Source organism: Pseudomonas sp. C2.3V, from assembly GCF_058536325.1.
In genome coordinates this window covers 4102466-4117586 of record NZ_JBZUBN010000001.1, presented here as the reverse complement: position 1 = coordinate 4117586, position 15121 = coordinate 4102466, and the positions used below count along the sequence as shown (strand labels likewise).

General features: G+C 58.8%; 13 protein-coding genes. 10 read left to right on the top strand and 3 right to left on the bottom strand.

The window, feature by feature from the left end:
- Nucleotides 1–33 precede the first annotated feature (33 nt).
- The 6 genes from pstA (at nt 34) to AC4LF3_RS19405 (ending at nt 7755) form a co-directional block, all read left to right on the top strand.
- Entirely contained in the window at nt 34–1704 is a 1671-nt protein-coding gene (gene pstA / locus AC4LF3_RS19430) for a phosphate ABC transporter permease PstA (RefSeq protein WP_256680808.1), read from the top strand.
- A gap of 74 nt (nt 1705–1778) precedes the next feature.
- On the top strand, nt 1779–2600 hold the full coding sequence (pstB, locus tag AC4LF3_RS19425) for a phosphate ABC transporter ATP-binding protein PstB (protein ID WP_037030598.1): 822 nt from the start codon (nt 1779–1781) through the stop codon (nt 2598–2600).
- A gap of 323 nt (nt 2601–2923) precedes the next feature.
- Entirely contained in the window at nt 2924–3649 is a 726-nt protein-coding gene (gene phoU, locus AC4LF3_RS19420) for a phosphate signaling complex protein PhoU (protein WP_010796260.1), read from the top strand.
- 127 nt (nt 3650–3776) lie between these two features.
- A complete protein-coding gene (locus AC4LF3_RS19415; protein ID WP_150348419.1) occupies nt 3777–4628 on the top strand; it encodes a response regulator in 852 nt (283 codons plus the stop codon).
- 111 nt (nt 4629–4739) lie between these two features.
- Nucleotides 4740–5642 carry a peptidoglycan DD-metalloendopeptidase family protein gene (locus AC4LF3_RS19410; protein ID WP_491836193.1) on the top strand — a complete coding sequence of 301 codons (903 nt, stop codon included), beginning with the start codon at nt 4740–4742 and terminating at the stop codon, nt 5640–5642.
- 208 nt (nt 5643–5850) lie between these two features.
- Nucleotides 5851–7755 carry a sensor domain-containing diguanylate cyclase gene (locus AC4LF3_RS19405; protein ID WP_491836192.1) on the top strand — a complete coding sequence of 635 codons (1905 nt, stop codon included), beginning with the start codon at nt 5851–5853 and terminating at the stop codon, nt 7753–7755.
- Between the two features lie 57 nt (nt 7756–7812).
- Here the strand turns inward: AC4LF3_RS19405 and AC4LF3_RS19400 are convergent, their stop codons facing one another.
- The 3 genes from AC4LF3_RS19400 to phoB form a co-directional block, all read right to left on the bottom strand.
- Entirely contained in the window at nt 7813–9180 is a 1368-nt protein-coding gene (locus AC4LF3_RS19400; protein WP_122041271.1) for a hemolysin family protein, read from the bottom strand.
- Nucleotides 9181–9249: 69 nt separating this feature from the next.
- Nucleotides 9250–10584 carry a phosphate regulon sensor histidine kinase PhoR gene (gene phoR / locus AC4LF3_RS19395; protein ID WP_409438647.1) on the bottom strand — a complete coding sequence of 445 codons (1335 nt, stop codon included), beginning with the start codon at nt 10582–10584 and terminating at the stop codon, nt 9250–9252.
- Nucleotides 10585–10601: 17 nt separating this feature from the next.
- Entirely contained in the window at nt 10602–11291 is a 690-nt protein-coding gene (phoB, locus tag AC4LF3_RS19390; RefSeq protein WP_010796254.1) for a phosphate regulon transcriptional regulator PhoB, read from the bottom strand.
- 151 nt (nt 11292–11442) lie between these two features.
- Between phoB and AC4LF3_RS19385 the strand changes: the two genes are divergently transcribed.
- Genes AC4LF3_RS19385 through dgoD form a run of 4 tightly spaced genes read left to right on the top strand, consistent with a single transcriptional unit; the run spans nt 11443 to nt 15036 of the window.
- Entirely contained in the window at nt 11443–12246 is an 804-nt protein-coding gene (locus AC4LF3_RS19385; RefSeq protein WP_491836191.1) for an IclR family transcriptional regulator, read from the top strand.
- Nucleotides 12239–13213, top strand: coding sequence for a 2-dehydro-3-deoxygalactonokinase (locus tag AC4LF3_RS19380; protein WP_491836190.1), 975 nt, complete (start codon nt 12239–12241; stop codon nt 13211–13213). Before AC4LF3_RS19385 ends, AC4LF3_RS19380 begins: the two co-directional genes overlap by 8 nt.
- Nucleotides 13206–13832 (top strand): 2-dehydro-3-deoxy-6-phosphogalactonate aldolase, encoded by a 627-nt coding sequence (locus tag AC4LF3_RS19375; protein WP_434135213.1) that lies wholly within the window; start codon nt 13206–13208, stop codon nt 13830–13832. The genes AC4LF3_RS19380 and AC4LF3_RS19375 overlap by 8 nt, the downstream gene beginning before the upstream one ends.
- Before the next feature lie 55 nt (nt 13833–13887).
- Nucleotides 13888–15036, top strand: coding sequence for a galactonate dehydratase (gene dgoD, locus AC4LF3_RS19370; protein ID WP_010796250.1), 1149 nt, complete (start codon nt 13888–13890; stop codon nt 15034–15036).
- Nucleotides 15037–15121: the final 85 nt, after the last annotated feature.

Sequence of the window (15121 nt, the reverse complement as noted above, 5' to 3'; positions counted from 1 at the left end):
GGAAGGGGCTGGAACTGATAAGTGAAGAACTCCGTGAAGCAGGACTCCCTGAAGCAGTGGTTCAAAAGCGGTGCGCCGGGCATCTGGTTGAGCGGGGGCGCCGTGGCCATTGCTGTGATCATGACCATTGGTTTGATCGCCATCATCGCCGTGCGCGGTCTGGCCCATTTCTGGCCTTCTGATGTGATCGAGGCGCGTTATGCCGTACCCGGCGAGACGCCCCGCATGATCATGGGTGAGGTTGTCCAGACCGAAGAGGTACCTCGGGAGCGACTCAAGAGCGCCGGACTGCCTGTCGAGGCGGAAGGATCAACCCTCATGACCCGGCAACTCGTCAAACTGGGCAACCGGGAGCTGTACGGCAGTGATTTCGTCTGGGTCGTAGGAGATTGGCTTCAGGAACAGAAATCCCCTAAGGATGCTATTGCGCTGGAGCGCCGCGAATGGGGCAACTTCTACGGCTATCTGGTCAACGTCAAGGAGGCGGGCAAGGTCGTTGCGGAAGGGGATGCGGCTCTGCCGGCGATGCGTGAACGTCTCAAGCGCATCGATTCGTTGGCCAGTCGGATCAGCCGTATCGAGAAGGTCGAGATTGGTGGTGTCAACCACGATATCGAGCGTCTCCGGCTACAGATGCGTAGCCTTGAGCTGGACGACCGGCTTGACGCAGCTGCCCAGGCGGATCTGGCTGCCGAGCGCAGCGAGCTGGATGCCCGCTACCATGACCTCGAGACACAGCTGAACGCATTGCGCCAGGAATTCGAACGCGACAGCCTCACGGTGCGGGATGCCTCCGGGCAGGAAACCGAGATTCGTCTGGGTAACGTCGTCCACGCCTACCAGCCCAACGCCATGAGCAGCTTTCAGAAGCTGGGCTTCTATTTCGCCAAATTATGGGAGTTTTTGTCTTCCGATCCACGTGAGGCCAATACCGAAGGCGGTGTGTTTCCGGCTATTTTCGGAACGGTGATGATGACCCTGATCATGGCTGTGATCGTGACACCCTTTGGTGTGATTGCCGCTGTGTATCTACGTGAATACGCCAAACAGGGGCTGATGACGCGCCTGATCCGTATCGCCGTCAACAACCTCGCCGGTGTTCCGGCCATCGTCTATGGCGTATTTGGGTTGGGTTTTTTCGTCTACGTGCTGGGCGGTTCGATTGATCAACTGTTCTTTCGCGCGTCGCTGCCGGCTCCGACCTTTGGGACACCCGGCCTGCTGTGGGCCTCCCTGACCCTGGCTATTCTGGCTGTACCGGTGGTGATCGTAGCGACCGAAGAAGGACTGGCCCGAATTCCAAGAAGCGTACGCGAGGGGTCGTTGGCGCTGGGTGCGACTCAGGCTGAAACCCTGTGGCGCGTCGTGCTGCCGATGGCCAGCCCGGCCATGATGACAGGGCTCATCCTGGCGATTGCGCGCGCAGCGGGCGAAGTGGCGCCGCTGATGCTGGTGGGCGTGGTAAAGCTTGCGCCGACACTGCCCGTGAATCTGAATTACCCCTATCTGCACCTGGATCAAAAGATCATGCACCTGGGCTTTCATATCTTCGATGTCGGCTTTCAGAGCCCGAACGTCGAAGCTGCCCGGCCGCTGGTTTATGCCACGGCGTTACTGTTGGTCCTGGTGATTGCTGCGCTCAATCTCTCGGCGGTGGCGATCCGTAATCGCCTGCGGGAGAAGTATCGGGCGATGGACAACTAAACGAATCCGGGCGTCCCGTATAACGTGGCGCCCCAACGCGGCCGAGAGGCCCAATGGAGTCATCCATGCGTGAAATGCAACGGCCGAGGTTCGGGCTCAATGTTGGCAGGCGTGAGCGGCAAGGGCTTGACCCGGCGGCCGAGCCCGTGGCCCTGGAAGTACCCGGCCTGAACCTGTTCTATGGACAGAAGCAGGCGCTGTTCGACATCAACCTGAACATTCCCAAACAACGTGTCACATCTTTTATCGGGCCTTCGGGCTGCGGCAAGTCCACGCTGCTGCGTTGTTTCAACCGGATGAACGATCTGGTCGATGGCTGCCGGATCAATGGCGAGATTCGACTGGACGGACAGAATATCTTTGCCAAGGGGACCGACGTGGCCGAGCTGCGGCGCCGGGTCGGCATGGTATTCCAGAAGCCCAACCCGTTTCCCAAAAGCATCTATGAAAATGTGGTTTATGGCCTGCGCATTCAGGGCATCAAGAAAAAGCGCATGCTTGACGAGGCCGTTGAGTGGGCGCTCAAGGGGGCCGCACTCTGGGAGGAGGTCAAGGATCGCCTGCATGAGTCGGCACTGGGCCTCTCCGGCGGTCAGCAGCAGCGTCTGGTGATTGCCCGAACCATCGCTGTGCAGCCGGAAGTGCTGCTACTCGACGAACCCAGCTCCGCCCTGGATCCGATTTCCTCGCTCAAGATCGAGGAGCTGATCTATGAGCTGAAGACGCGATACACCATTGTCATCGTGACGCACAACATGCAACAGGCCGCTCGTGTATCCGATTACACGGCTTTCATGTACATGGGCAAGCTGATTGAGTATGGCGATACCGACACCGTGTTCACCAACCCGACCAAGAAACAGACCGAAGATTACATTACAGGGCGTTACGGGTAATGAAACCTTCACACTCTATAGCCTACCTTATGTCTATTTAACTATCGGGTTTCCCACTGAAAGGTGTTGCTGACCAGGAAGTCAATCACTACCCCTATACTCAAGCGCGTTTTTGCCGATAACCCAATCGGGCGCTGCGCATGGCTTCAGGTGGTGTTACCGCTCAGCATCTTTTCAGAAAGGAATCTAAATAAACCGGGCAGTCTGACGATACAGTGGCAATCACAGCTTTATAGGTAAGCAGTGCCACGTAGTTGATGCGGTCTGTTCCAGGGAGCGCCGCCCGAGGGGGTTGGCTCCATTCTTTACAGGACGACAACGCCATGATCAGCAAAGAAAGCCTCAACCACCACATATCGCAGCAGTTCAACACCGAACTCGAAGAGGTCCGTAGCCATCTGCTGGCGATGGGTGGGTTGGTCGAGAAGCAGGTCAGTGATGCCGTAAGTGCCCTGATCAACGCCGACTCCGGTCTGGCGCAGCAGGTGCGGGAAATCGATGATCAGATCGACATGATGGAGCGCAACATCGACGAAGAATGCCTGCGCATCCTGGCGCGTCGGCAGCCGGCAGCGTCGGACCTGCGTCTGATCATCAGCATTTCCAAGTCGGTGATCGACCTTGAGCGGATCGGCGATGAGTCCTCGAAAATTGCACGTCGTGCCATCGAGCTCTGTGAAGACGGTGAAGCCCCGCGTGGCTATGTGGAAGTGCGCCATATTGGCGAACAGGTACGCAAGATGGTTCAGGAGGCACTGGATGCGTTCGCGCGCTTCGATGCTGAGCTGGCCCTCTCCGTCGCCCAGCACGACAAGATCGTCGACCGTGAATACAAGACGGCGATCCGCGAGCTGGCGACCTACATGATGGAAGACCCGCGGGCAATTTCCCGCGTACTCAGCGTCATTTGGGCGCTGCGTTCGCTGGAGCGCATTGGCGATCACGCCCGCAACATTGCGGAGCTGGTGATCTACCTGGTCCGTGGAACGGATGTACGCCACCTGGGGCTGACCCGGATGGCAGAGGAAGTCAACAAACCGCGTGACTGATGCCATGGCCCCCGACAGGAAGGCGGCCATGTTCTCAGCTACGCTTTTGGGCTGCGAGTAAGCTTGCTTTCCCGACGTGGCGTTCAGCGATCCATGAAGCTGCGCTCGGGGCTTCATGGAGTAATCGATGGGTAAGGTATCTGTACTGATCGTGGATGACGCACCATTTATCCGCGACTTGATCAAAAAAGGGCTACGTAGCCAACTTCCGGGTATCGAAATGGAGGATGCAGCGGACGGACGCAAGGCTCAGGCAATGTTGAGCAAGCAGTCTTTCGATCTGATCCTGTGCGATTGGGAGATGCCGGAGATGTCCGGTCTTGAGCTGCTGACGTGGTGCAGAAGCGAACCGGCTCATCAGAAAACACCTTTCATTATGGTGACTAGCCGTGGCGACAAGGACAACGTCATGCAGGCCATTCAGGCGGGTGTTTCCGACTTTGTTGGCAAGCCGTTCACCAACGAACAACTGATCACCAAGGTCAAGAAGGCCCTGAGCCGTGTCGGCAAGCTGGAAGCACTCGTGGCTCGCGGTCCTCAGCGTGCAGCCTCGGCTTTTGCCAACGACTCGCTGAGCGCATTAACCGGTAGCCAGCCCGGGCAGGCTGCAACGCGTGCTTCTTCCGGGGGTGGAAAAGTCAATTTTGGGCAAGGGCAACTGCGCTTGGCCAATACCAGCATGGCTTGCGTAATCAAGGCCCTGAGCCTCAAGGAAGCCGTTCTGATCGTCAAGCGGGGCGATGTCCTCCCTCAGGTGCTGGATAACGCTGTGCTGGATCTGGAGCAAGGTGAGGAGGTGCAGGAAATTGCCCGCCTCAACGGTTACCTGCATTCCGTTGCAGCGCTGGAACCCAAGCCCTCCAGCGAGTGGCTACAATTATTCTTCCGCTTTGTAGACCATGATCCGGCCAAGCTGGATTACCTGTCCCGCCTGATCGCCCGCGGTACGGCGCAAAAGCATTACGTTCCCGGCGCGTAAGTTTCCATCATGCCGGTGCCGATCATCACATCCCGACGAGTGAAGCCTCGTCGGGAGCGTGTTCCACTGATAGGCTTGCGCCCCCTGAAAAGCGCCTGGTTCTGCACCTGCATGTTGAAACGTCTCTTTTTGCTATGTGGCTCGTTCACGCTGGCGGCAGCGACGTGGGCTTCTCCCATCTACAAATACACGGATGCCAACGGTGTGGTGACCTATACGGACAAGGTTACCAAGGGTGCCAAGATACTTGTCTTCGAGGACGATACCAACGAGCGTATCGAGCGTCAGGTTCGACTGAATACAAAAAAATTGGGCAACGAGACTGTTTTCGAGGCCCGTAACGACCTGCTGGTGCCGGTTCAGGTCGAGCTTCGTCTGGATCAGCTCAAGAACGTGGCTGGTATCAACGAGTCGGCTTCGGTCCGCCGCGTTCTACCCCCCAACAGCACCACCACCCTGATGCGCTTGAAGAAAGAGGTGCAGGGAGTGGCGATTCATTACAGGCCGACCTTCAACTATGCGATGGGCGACCCAGGACAGGGTGCGCGGGATTATGCCTATCCGCTGCCTTGGGTGGGAGGGCCGTTCCGGATCAGTCAGGGGGCAAACGGTGCATTTAGCCACAACACGCCCAGAGGACGTTACGCCATCGATATCGCGATGCCAGAGGGCACGCCTATCATTGCGTCGCGTCCAGGTACTGTGGTCAAGGTTGAAAACGATCAGCAGCAGGGCCGTAGCGCCAACCCTTCGGGCAATTTCGTGCGTGTCCTGCACGATGACGGCACCATGAGTGTGTACCTGCACCTGATGCAGGGCTCAGTCAAGGTGCGGGAGGGGCAGCGTGTAGTGACCGGTACGCCGCTGGCGCTGTCCGGCAACACGGGTCACAGCACCGGTCCGCACCTGCATTTTGTGGTACAGCGCAACACAGGACTGGCGTTGGAGTCGATTCCATTCCGGTTTGCCCAGCCGGTCGACAGCCTGCCTAATTTTGCTGTGGGTGGGCCGTAACGCTTGATTGTTTTGCGGTTTACCTCTCAAATTTCTTTCTAGCGTCGTTCTGACTCGCCATACTTGTCTCATTAGAGAGCGGCGGGTTGTTGGGAACGCCCAGTAATTGCAAGCTTTCGGTTGTTTGCAGTGATGGAATGCTGCATAGAAAGCCTTGCTTTCTTAACGTATGAACCGAGCATTCTCAGGTCTGGTCGAGGAATGACTGATGCGTCTGTATGGGGTAATGCTGTTCTGGATCGTGTTCTTCAGCGCGTCGCTGCAGGCTGAGACCTTGTTCGATCCATTGCCCCAGGCGGTGATCCTGAACGACGCGCAGGAGAAGGTCTCGCTGCACTCGGTGAGCTACCTGCAGGCTTCCGCTACCCTGACCTTCGAGCAGGCAGCGGCGGCAGGGCTTGAGGATCGCTGGCAGTCACTAGGGGATGAGACGGTCAATCTGGGTCGGCAACAGATCGGTGCCTGGCTACGCTTCGAAGTGCATAACCCCACCGATCGAGCTCAGCAGCGCTACCTGGTGATTCAGCCACCCATTCTCAATCAGGTCGATGTGCGGGTTCGCTCCCAGTCCAGCGAGTCATGGGGGCCGGTCGAAACCGCTGGGGATAGCTTGCCCATGAGCATACGCTCCCTCAAGGAGCGGGCGTTTGTCTTTCCTCTAACCCTTTCGGCAGGTGACAAGGCGTTCGTCTACCTGCGCCTGCGCTCCTATGAGCCGATGCTGGTTCCGATGTGGCTGATGACACCGGAGCATTACCAGGCGCAGGAGAAGACTTCGCTCGCCCTGCTGACGCTCTTCTTTGGCTTCATGCTGGCCCTGCTGGTTTATAACGGCAGCCGGTACTGGCGGCAGCGCGACCCCAATCACTTATGGTATTGCCTCTACCTGGTCAGCATCCTGGGCTATGAACTCAGCCTGACCGGCATCGGCCAGCGCTATCTATGGCCGGAGTGGCCTGCGTTTTCCATCCGAACTTATGTAGGCTTTGGCTGCCTGAGCTTTCTTACGGCCATCGTGTTTGCCCGGCGCTTCCTCAATGTGGATCGCTACCGGGGATGGCGGCTGGTCGTCCTGGGGTTGATCGGTTATTGGGCCTTGGCGGCAGCATTGATTGCTATCGAGCCGATGCTGGTCCGCTTCCTGATGATCGAGCCGGCAGGTCTTGTGAGCTGCCTGCTGGGGATCGCTATGACCCTGTCGTTGTGGCGAAAGGGCAATCCGTCGGCCAAGTACCTGGCCATTGCCTGGTCCGTACTGGCGGTGAGCACGATATTGATGCTCATGGCCATCCTGGACTGGATCACGCTATCACCGTTTATTCTGGATGCGCAAATCATCGGCTTTGCCTTCGAGTTCATGCTGCTGTCCGTTGCGCTGGATATCCGCCATGACCATGAGGGCGCCGAGCGGTTGAATATACAGAAGGAAGCCCTTTTGGCCAGCAATCAGCAGGTGCAGCGGCATAAGCAGGCTTTGCAGGCTCAGCAGCAGACACTGGAGCGGCAGCACAAGCGTAACGAGGAGCTGCAACAGCATATCGAGGCGCAGGTGGATGTGCTCGAGCGGGCCAATGAGGCATTACGGGCAGCCAATGACGAGGTCATTCGTCTGAGTACGATCGATACCCTGACCGGAGCCTTGAGCCGTCCATGCTTCGATCGCCACTTCACCGAAGAGGTCAACCGTGCCAAGCGCAATCAGGTGGTTGTGTCGCTGGTCGTGATCGACATTGACCATTTCAAGGAAATCAACGATGCCTTTGGCAGCCCGCTCGGCGATGAATGCCTGCGGGCGCTGGCCGGTCTCTTGAAGAACTACACCAAGCGCGCAGGCGACATGGCCGCCCGCTTCCGGGATGACACGTTCGTGCTTGTCCTGCCGGCCACTGGCGAGGCTGATGCAGTGGCGCTGGCCAATCGGATCTGCGCCGAAACAAGCATGCTGCGCCTGGAGTACGGCAGCGCAACCGTCAGCTTCAGCGTCAGCGCCGGCATCGCCAGTATCGTGCCGACCCTGGACGACAGTGACAAGAGTCTGATCAACACGGCGCTCAAGGCGTTGAGCCATGCTAAACAGGAAGGCCGCAACCGCGCCTACTTTGGCGAAGTCTAAGCGTGCATGAAAAGAAAAAGGCCGGCATCAATGCCGGCCTTTTTTTATGGGCATCGATCAATGATGACGTGGGGCATCTTCTTCGCCGCCCAGCTTGATGACTTTGGCCAGAATGATCTTCGGACCTTTCATCTTCTTGATGATGATGCGCAGGCCTTCGGCTTCCAGAACCTCGTCCTCTTCAGGTACGCGCTTCAAGCTGTCATAGACGAGGCCGGCCATGGTGTCCGCTTCGACATGATCCAGGTCGATGTGCAACAGGCGCTCGATCTTGAACAGCGGGGTATCGCCACGTACGAGCAGCTTGCCGGGCTGATAGGCCAACACGCCACGCTCGGCTTTGCGGTGCTCGTCCTGAATATCGCCGACCAGCACTTCCAGGACGTCTTCCATGGTAAGGAAGCCTACGACCTTGTGGTCAGCCTCTTCGACCAGCACGAAATGCGCGCCGCCCTGGCGGAATTGCTCGAGCAGGCGGCTGAGCGGCATGTGCTTGGAGACACGCTCAAGCGGGTGGATCAACTCGTCCAACTCGAACGACTCGGCCTGGGAATCCAGTCCGGCGATTGCCAGCAACAGGTCCTTGATATGCAAGACACCGATGAATACGTTCTCTTCCTCGTTGTAAACCGGGTAGCGGCTGTACTTGTGACGACGGATGATGGTCAGGATCTCTTCCAGCGAGGCCGTGTGGTCCAGGTAGATGAGGTCCTCACGTGAGTTCGCCCAGTCCACCACTTCCAGCTCTTCCAGCTCGACCGCCGACGCCAGCACACGCATGCCTTGGTCAGTAGGATCCAGCGCGCGGCTGGAGTGCAGAATCAGCTTGAGCTCATCACGGCTGTAATGGTGCTCGTGATCGCCATTGGACGAGCCCTGACCGGCGATACGCAGAATGGCGTTTGCGCTGGCATTGAGCAGCCAGATGGCGGGATACATCAGCCAGTAGAACAGGTATAGCGGGACGGCTGTCCATAGCGATAGCAGATCCGGCTTGCGGATAGCCCAGGACTTGGGCGCCAGCTCGCCGACCACGATGTGTAGATAGGAGATGATAAAGAAGGCTGTAAAGAACGCGATGCCATGTACAAGCTCGGGCGTATCTACTCCAGCCATGCGGAGCAGAGGCTCCAGCAGCTCGGCAAAGGCAGGCTCGCCCACCCAGCCCAGACCCAGGGAGGCCAGGGTAATACCCAACTGGCAGGCGGACAGATAGGCATCGAGCTGGCTATGCACGGTACGCAGGATACGGCCGCGCCAGCCATGGCTTTCAGCCAGACCTTCTACACGTGTGGCGCGCAGCTTGACCATGGCGAACTCGGCGGCTACGAAAAAGCCGTTGAGCAGCACCAGCAGCAGCGCAAAAAGAACAAGACCGAAGTCAGCGAAAAGTACTGAGGTATCGAAACTAGGGGAAGGGTCCATTAGGGGTTCAAAGTGATAAAAGTTGGCCCTAGCATGGGGGTCTGACGAGCGACTTTCAAGTCTCGCTCATCAGTGTTGGTGTACGGCTATTGCAGAGGCCGTCATGGAGGCCGTCTGGGAGGGTTCGAAAACACAGGTGAAAACACTGCCCTTGCCGGGAGTGCTCTCGATTTCAAGGTGTCCATGATGGCGAATCAGGACATGTTTCACGATGGCCAGCCCCAGGCCCGTACCGCCGGTGCTGGAGGCTCTGCTGGCATCCACCCGATAAAAGCGCTCTGTCAGGCGGGGTAGGTGACGCGCTTCGATGCCCGGCCCGCTATCGGAAACCGACATCTGGGCCCCATGGGCGTCCTGCCACCAGCGAATCCTGATCTGACCACCGTCCGGCGTGTACTTCACAGCGTTGAAAACGAGATTCGAAAAGGCACTGCGCAGCTCGGCTTCGCTGCCTTTCAGGGCCAGACTCGCGTCGGCATCCAGGGTGATCTTGTGGCCGCGCTGGCCTGAGAGCGCACGTGCATCCTGCTGGATGATTTGCAGAAGTGGCGTTACGGCGACGGGTTTGTTTTCGGCAGGGTAGTCGGTCGCTTCCAGTTTGGCCAATAGCAGCAGGTCATCAATCAGGTGCTGCATGCGGCTGGCCTGTTGCTGCATCTGGCCAAGGGCCCGCAGCCAGCGCGGATTGGTATCTTCGGCGGCGTTATCGACCAAGGTCTCCAGATAGCCGGCGATCACGGTCAGAGGCGTACGCAGCTCGTGGGAGACGTTCGCAACGAAATCCTTACGCATCTGTTCCAGTTGATGGAGGCGGCTCACGTCCCGGACGAGCAGGAGACGATCACCTTCACCGAAGCGCGTAATCAGGATGTGAAGGTGCTGATTAGCATTCACGGGCGAGGCCAGTTCCAGCGGCTCCTGATAGTCACCCTTGTTGAAGTATTCATAAAATTTGGGATGGCGGACCAGGTTGGCGATGGGCTGACCATAATCCTGCGGCTGACGCAGCCCCAGGAGCTGTTCGGCGGCACGGTTCCACCATTCCAGGTTGCCGTTGCGGTCGATGAGGATAATGGCATCCCGCAGCGCCGCAGTAGAGGCCTGGGCACGTTCGATCACGGCTTCCAGGGCGTGGCGCTTTTCACGTTCGCGGCGCTGGGCATAATAGAGACTGTCAAAGATCTCGCCCCAGAAGCCATTGGCCTCCGGGGGTTCCACCCCTTCTTCGGCCGTGGCCAGCCACTTCTGAAGACGGACGATGTGGTAGGACATCCATATCAGATAGATGAACAGGCCGGCAGCCAGCATGGCGCCATAAGCGTCTGTCAGCCAGCCCAGGGGAAGGCAAATAACCAGGAGCAGACAGATATGGCGGGCCAGCAGTGAACGCCAATCCATGTTCAAGGCAGCACATCCCGTTTTTAAAGTTTGGTCGAGAAACGATAGCCCGTTCCGCGTACGGTCTGCACAAGATTTTCGTAGGTTTCACCCAAGGCCTTACGCAGACGGCGAATGTGCACGTCTACCGTACGTTCCTCGACATAGACGTTGCCGCCCCATACTTGATCCAGCAGCTGACCACGGGTGTAGGCACGTTCCTGGTGCGTCATGAAGAACTGCAGCAGACGGTATTCGGTCGGTCCCATTTCAGCCGGTGAGCCATCAATGGTCACGCGGTGGCTGATGGGATCGAGAATCAGGCCATTCACTTCAATCGGCGTTTCGCTGTCGTATGTGCCTGTACGGCGCAGTACCGCTTTCAACCGGGCGACCAGCTCGCGAGGCGAGAAGGGCTTGGTGATGTAGTCATCGGCTCCTACTTCCAGACCCTGGACCTTATTGTCCTCGTCGTCCTTGGCGGTGAGCATGATGATCGGGATCGCATCCGTCAGCTCGTCACGCTTCAGGCGGCGCGCCAGCTCAAGGCCGGACGTACCCGGCAGCATCCAGTCGAGCAGGACCAGATCGGGCTTGCGGTCGACGATTAGGGCATGAGCCTGCTGCGCATTATCTGCTTCCAGGCATTCATAACCCGCCATTTCGAGCGCAACCGCGATCATCTCGCGAATGGGCGCCTCGTCATCGACGATAAGAATCGACTTGCCCGCCATGGTTCTCCTCACTGTTCTGCACGATGCTCGCGCATTAGATAACCAAATTGTTGCAGTCATGTGACAAGTCGTCGAACACTTCTTTATCCCATAATATGGGATTAGTATTCACATATTGAGATTGCAGTTTTAAAGGAATAGAGTGAGCGCCATGTCTGATCAAAACAACAACGCGCCTGCTGGCGCTCAGGCACTGTTTCGAGGCCTGGCCGTTATCGATGCCATCGCTCAGGGCGCCCGTACGCTGGCTGCCATCGGCGAGGTGATCGGCTGTACGCGCAGCACCACCCATCGGTTGGTCAATGCACTGGTGCAGGCTGGCTATCTGCGTAGCGTTGCCGGTCAGTATCAACTGGGAGCCAAGCTTATCGAACTGGGCTTCAAGGCCCGTGACCAGCTGCCGCTGACCAAGCTGGCGCGGCCCCACCTGCAGCGGCTCGCGGCGTTGACCCAGGACACCGTTCATCTGGGCGTGCGGGAGGGCGGCGATGTGCTCTACCTGGACAAGCTTCCCGGAGCCCGCGGCCTTGAAATGCGGTCGCGCGTCGGGCTGCGCATGCCGTTGGCCCTGACCGGGGTAGGCAAGGCCCTCATGCTTGATCTGCCCGAATCCGAATGGCACCTGCTCTACGAGGAAGGCCTCAGACGGCGCGCCGGGCAACCGGGCCTGCGCGAGGACTTTACGCCCTGGCCGGACTATCTGGCCCAGCAGCAGGCCTATGCCGCGGATGGCTACACTTTTGATCTGGAAGAAAACGAGCTGGGTATTCGCTGCGTGGCCGCGCCTATTCGCGATGCCAGCGGCGCCATCGTGGCGGCCTTGAGTGTCGCCAGCGCGATTCCCTATATGCCTGAAGCACGCCTGCGGGATCTTTGCCCGGATGTCATCGCTTGCGCACGGGCCATTTCCTTTGACCTTGGATGGACAACCTCGGGTGGAGTCAGTCATGAATGAAACGGCAACGCCACGTCTGATCGGCCTCGATTGGGGCACCTCATCACTACGCGCGTATCTGCTGGGAGATAACGGCCAGATAGTGGATACCCGCTCGCAGCCCTGGGGCATTCTGCATACGCCTGAAGGTGATTTCGCCAAGGCCTTTCGTGAGCTGGTCGGTGATTGGCGCGCACAATGGCCATCCGTACCCGCCATTGCCGCCGGCATGATCGGCAGCCGGCAGGGCTGGCGTGAGGTTCCTTATGTGGACTGCCCAGCCGATGTGGATAGCTTGGCAAAAGGCCTGCTGACGTTCGACAGCGGTTGCGGTGAGCTGAGCCTGATCCCTGGCGTGATGCAGCGCGGCGCACTGCCAAACGTATTGAGAGGCGAGGAGACTCAGATCTTCGGAGCGCTCGAACTGGAGCCTGCATTGGCCGATCATGCCTTGCTGGTGCTGCCCGGCACGCACAGCAAGTGGGCAACGATCCGCAGTAGCCGGCTCGATCACTTTTCCACCTATATGACCGGCGAGCTGTTTGCCGTCCTGCGTGAACATTCGATTCTGGGTCGTCCTGCGCGGGAAGAGGGCAGCGAGCCGTCCAACGACGCCTTTATGCGTGGCCTCACCAATGCCCGTGAGAGCGGGGCGGAAGGCGTTATTGGCCGTCTGTTCACCACCCGCAGCCTATTCCTGGCCGGTGATCTGCCCGCGCGCCACAGCCTGGACTACCTCTCGGGCCTGCTGATCGGTGAAGAGCTGCGCAGTGTTGTGGCCAGCCTGAAGGGCGCCGTCTGCCCACCGCTGGTATTGATTGGCGATCCGGCGCTGTGTCGCCGTTATCAGGACGCCCTGGCCTTTTTCGAAATTACCGATGTACGTCTGCTTGAGCAGGCAACCCGTACCGGCTTGTGGCGCATCGCCTGTGCAGCCGGTCTGGTAACTGCCGCAACCCCTTCTTGGGAGGATACCCGCCATGTTTGACGCCTGCATGAAACAACTGCCCTTGATTGCCATCCTGCGCGGCATTACGCCTGCGGAGATCGTGCCGGTCGGCAAGGCCCTGTACGAGGCCGGCTTTCGTCTGATCGAGATTCCATTGAATTCGCCTGAGCCTCTGGAAAGCATCCGTCTGCTCTCGGCCGAACTGGGCAGCGACTGCCTGATTGGTGCCGGAACCGTACTGACCGAGCGCCAGGTGGCGGACGTAGCCTTTGCTGGCGGTAAGCTGATCGTGTCGCCTAACTCCAACCTGGCGGTGATCCGTGCGACCAAGGCAGCCGGGCTGATCAGTGCACCGGGCGTGGCAACGCCATCCGAAGGCTTTGCTGCACTGGAGGCGGGAGCCGACTCGCTCAAGCTGTTCCCGGCTGAGCAGCTAGGTCCGGCAGTGGTCAAGGCATGGCGTGCGGTTTTCCCGAAGGAAACGGCCCTGCTACCGGTCGGTGGGATTACGCCCGACAACATGGACGTATACGTCAAGGCGGGCGCCAATGGCTTTGGCCTGGGGTCGGCCATTTACAAGCCGGGCATGACTCCTGACGACGTCAGCCGCAGCGCGCACGCGTTTGCCAATGGCTGGAAAGCGCTGACTGGCCAGTAACCATCGGATTTGACCTGGGTCGGTCCGCCGGCCCTGAACGCATCGAGGCATAACAATGAAAATCACCAAACTGACTACCTATATCGTTCCTCCGCGCTGGTGCTTTCTGAAGATTGAAACCGATGAAGGCATCACCGGCTGGGGCGAGCCAGTCCTTGAAGGCCGCGCCCATAGTGTGGCGGCGGCTGTGGAAGAGCTGGCCGACTACCTGATCGGCAAGGACCCGCGCAATATCGAGGATCACTGGACCGTACTCTATCGCGGTGGTTTCTACCGGGGCGGCGGTATCCATATGAGCGCCCTGGCTGGCATCGATCAGGCCCTCTGGGACATCAAAGGCAAGGCCTTGGGTGTACCAGTGCATGATCTGCTGGGCGGCCAGGTTCGCGAAAGCATCCGCGTCTACTCCTGGATCGGCGGCGACCGTCCAGCCGAGACAGCGGCCCATGCCCTGGAGCGCAAGGAAAAGGGCTTTACTGCTATCAAGATGAATGCCTCGGAAGAGATGCAGTTCGTCGATACCTTCGACAAGGTTGATCAGGTCATTGCCAACGTGGCGGCCATCCGTGACGCCTGCGGTCCGCATTTTGGCATCGGTGTAGACTTCCACGGTCGTGTTCACAAGCCGATGGCCAAGGTCCTCATCAAGGAGCTTGAGCCCTACCGTCTAATGTTTATCGAGGAGCCGGTGCTCAGCGAGAACTATGAGGCGCTCAAGGAAATCGCTTTGATGAGCAATACGCCGATTGCGCTGGGTGAGCGTCTGTACTCCCGTTGGGACTTCAAACGCATCCTGCAGGACGGCTATGTGGATATCCTTCAGCCTGACCCGTCCCATGCCGGTGGCATCACCGAAACGCGGAAGATCGCCAACATGGCCGAGGCCTACGATGTCGCCATCGCGCTGCATTGCCCGCTCGGCCCGATTGCCCTGGCGGTCAACCTGCAACTGGACGCCAACTGCTACAACGCCTTTATCCAGGAGCAGAGCCTGGGCATTCACTATAACCAGGGCAATGACCTGCTCGACTACATCAAGAACCCGGAAGTCTTCGACTATGGCGATGGCCACGTGAAGATCCCGCAAGGCCCGGGGCTGGGTATCGAAGTCAATGAAGAGTACGTGATCGAGCGTGCCGCCATCGGCCACCGCTGGCGTAATCCGATCTGGCGCCACAAGGACGGCAGCTTCGCCGAGTGGTAAGCCCTGGCCTTCAGGTCGTGAAGACGAGCCGGACGCAAGAAATGCGTCTGGCTCGGCATTTTTCACATCTTGTAACGAACCTGAG

What these genes read in the sequence shown, in the direction of transcription:
- AC4LF3_RS19410 (WP_491836193.1), top strand. Translation starts at nt 4,740, where the DNA reads ATGTTGAAACGTCTCTTTTTGCTATGTGGCTCGTTCACGCTGGCGGCA.
- phoU (WP_010796260.1), top strand. Translation starts at nt 2,924, where the DNA reads ATGATCAGCAAAGAAAGCCTCAACCACCACATATCGCAGCAGTTCAAC.
- AC4LF3_RS19385 (WP_491836191.1), top strand. Translation starts at nt 11,443, where the DNA reads ATGTCTGATCAAAACAACAACGCGCCTGCTGGCGCTCAGGCACTGTTT.
- AC4LF3_RS19405 (WP_491836192.1), top strand. Translation starts at nt 5,851, where the DNA reads ATGCGTCTGTATGGGGTAATGCTGTTCTGGATCGTGTTCTTCAGCGCG.
- AC4LF3_RS19375 (WP_434135213.1), top strand. Translation starts at nt 13,206, where the DNA reads ATGTTTGACGCCTGCATGAAACAACTGCCCTTGATTGCCATCCTGCGC.
- AC4LF3_RS19400 (WP_122041271.1), bottom strand. Translation starts at nt 9,180, where the DNA reads ATGGACCCTTCCCCTAGTTTCGATACCTCAGTACTTTTCGCTGACTTC.
- dgoD (WP_010796250.1), top strand. Translation starts at nt 13,888, where the DNA reads ATGAAAATCACCAAACTGACTACCTATATCGTTCCTCCGCGCTGGTGC.
- AC4LF3_RS19415 (WP_150348419.1), top strand. Translation starts at nt 3,777, where the DNA reads ATGGGTAAGGTATCTGTACTGATCGTGGATGACGCACCATTTATCCGC.
- pstB (WP_037030598.1), top strand. Translation starts at nt 1,779, where the DNA reads ATGCAACGGCCGAGGTTCGGGCTCAATGTTGGCAGGCGTGAGCGGCAA.
- AC4LF3_RS19380 (WP_491836190.1), top strand. Translation starts at nt 12,239, where the DNA reads ATGAATGAAACGGCAACGCCACGTCTGATCGGCCTCGATTGGGGCACC.
- phoB (WP_010796254.1), bottom strand. Translation starts at nt 11,291, where the DNA reads ATGGCGGGCAAGTCGATTCTTATCGTCGATGACGAGGCGCCCATTCGC.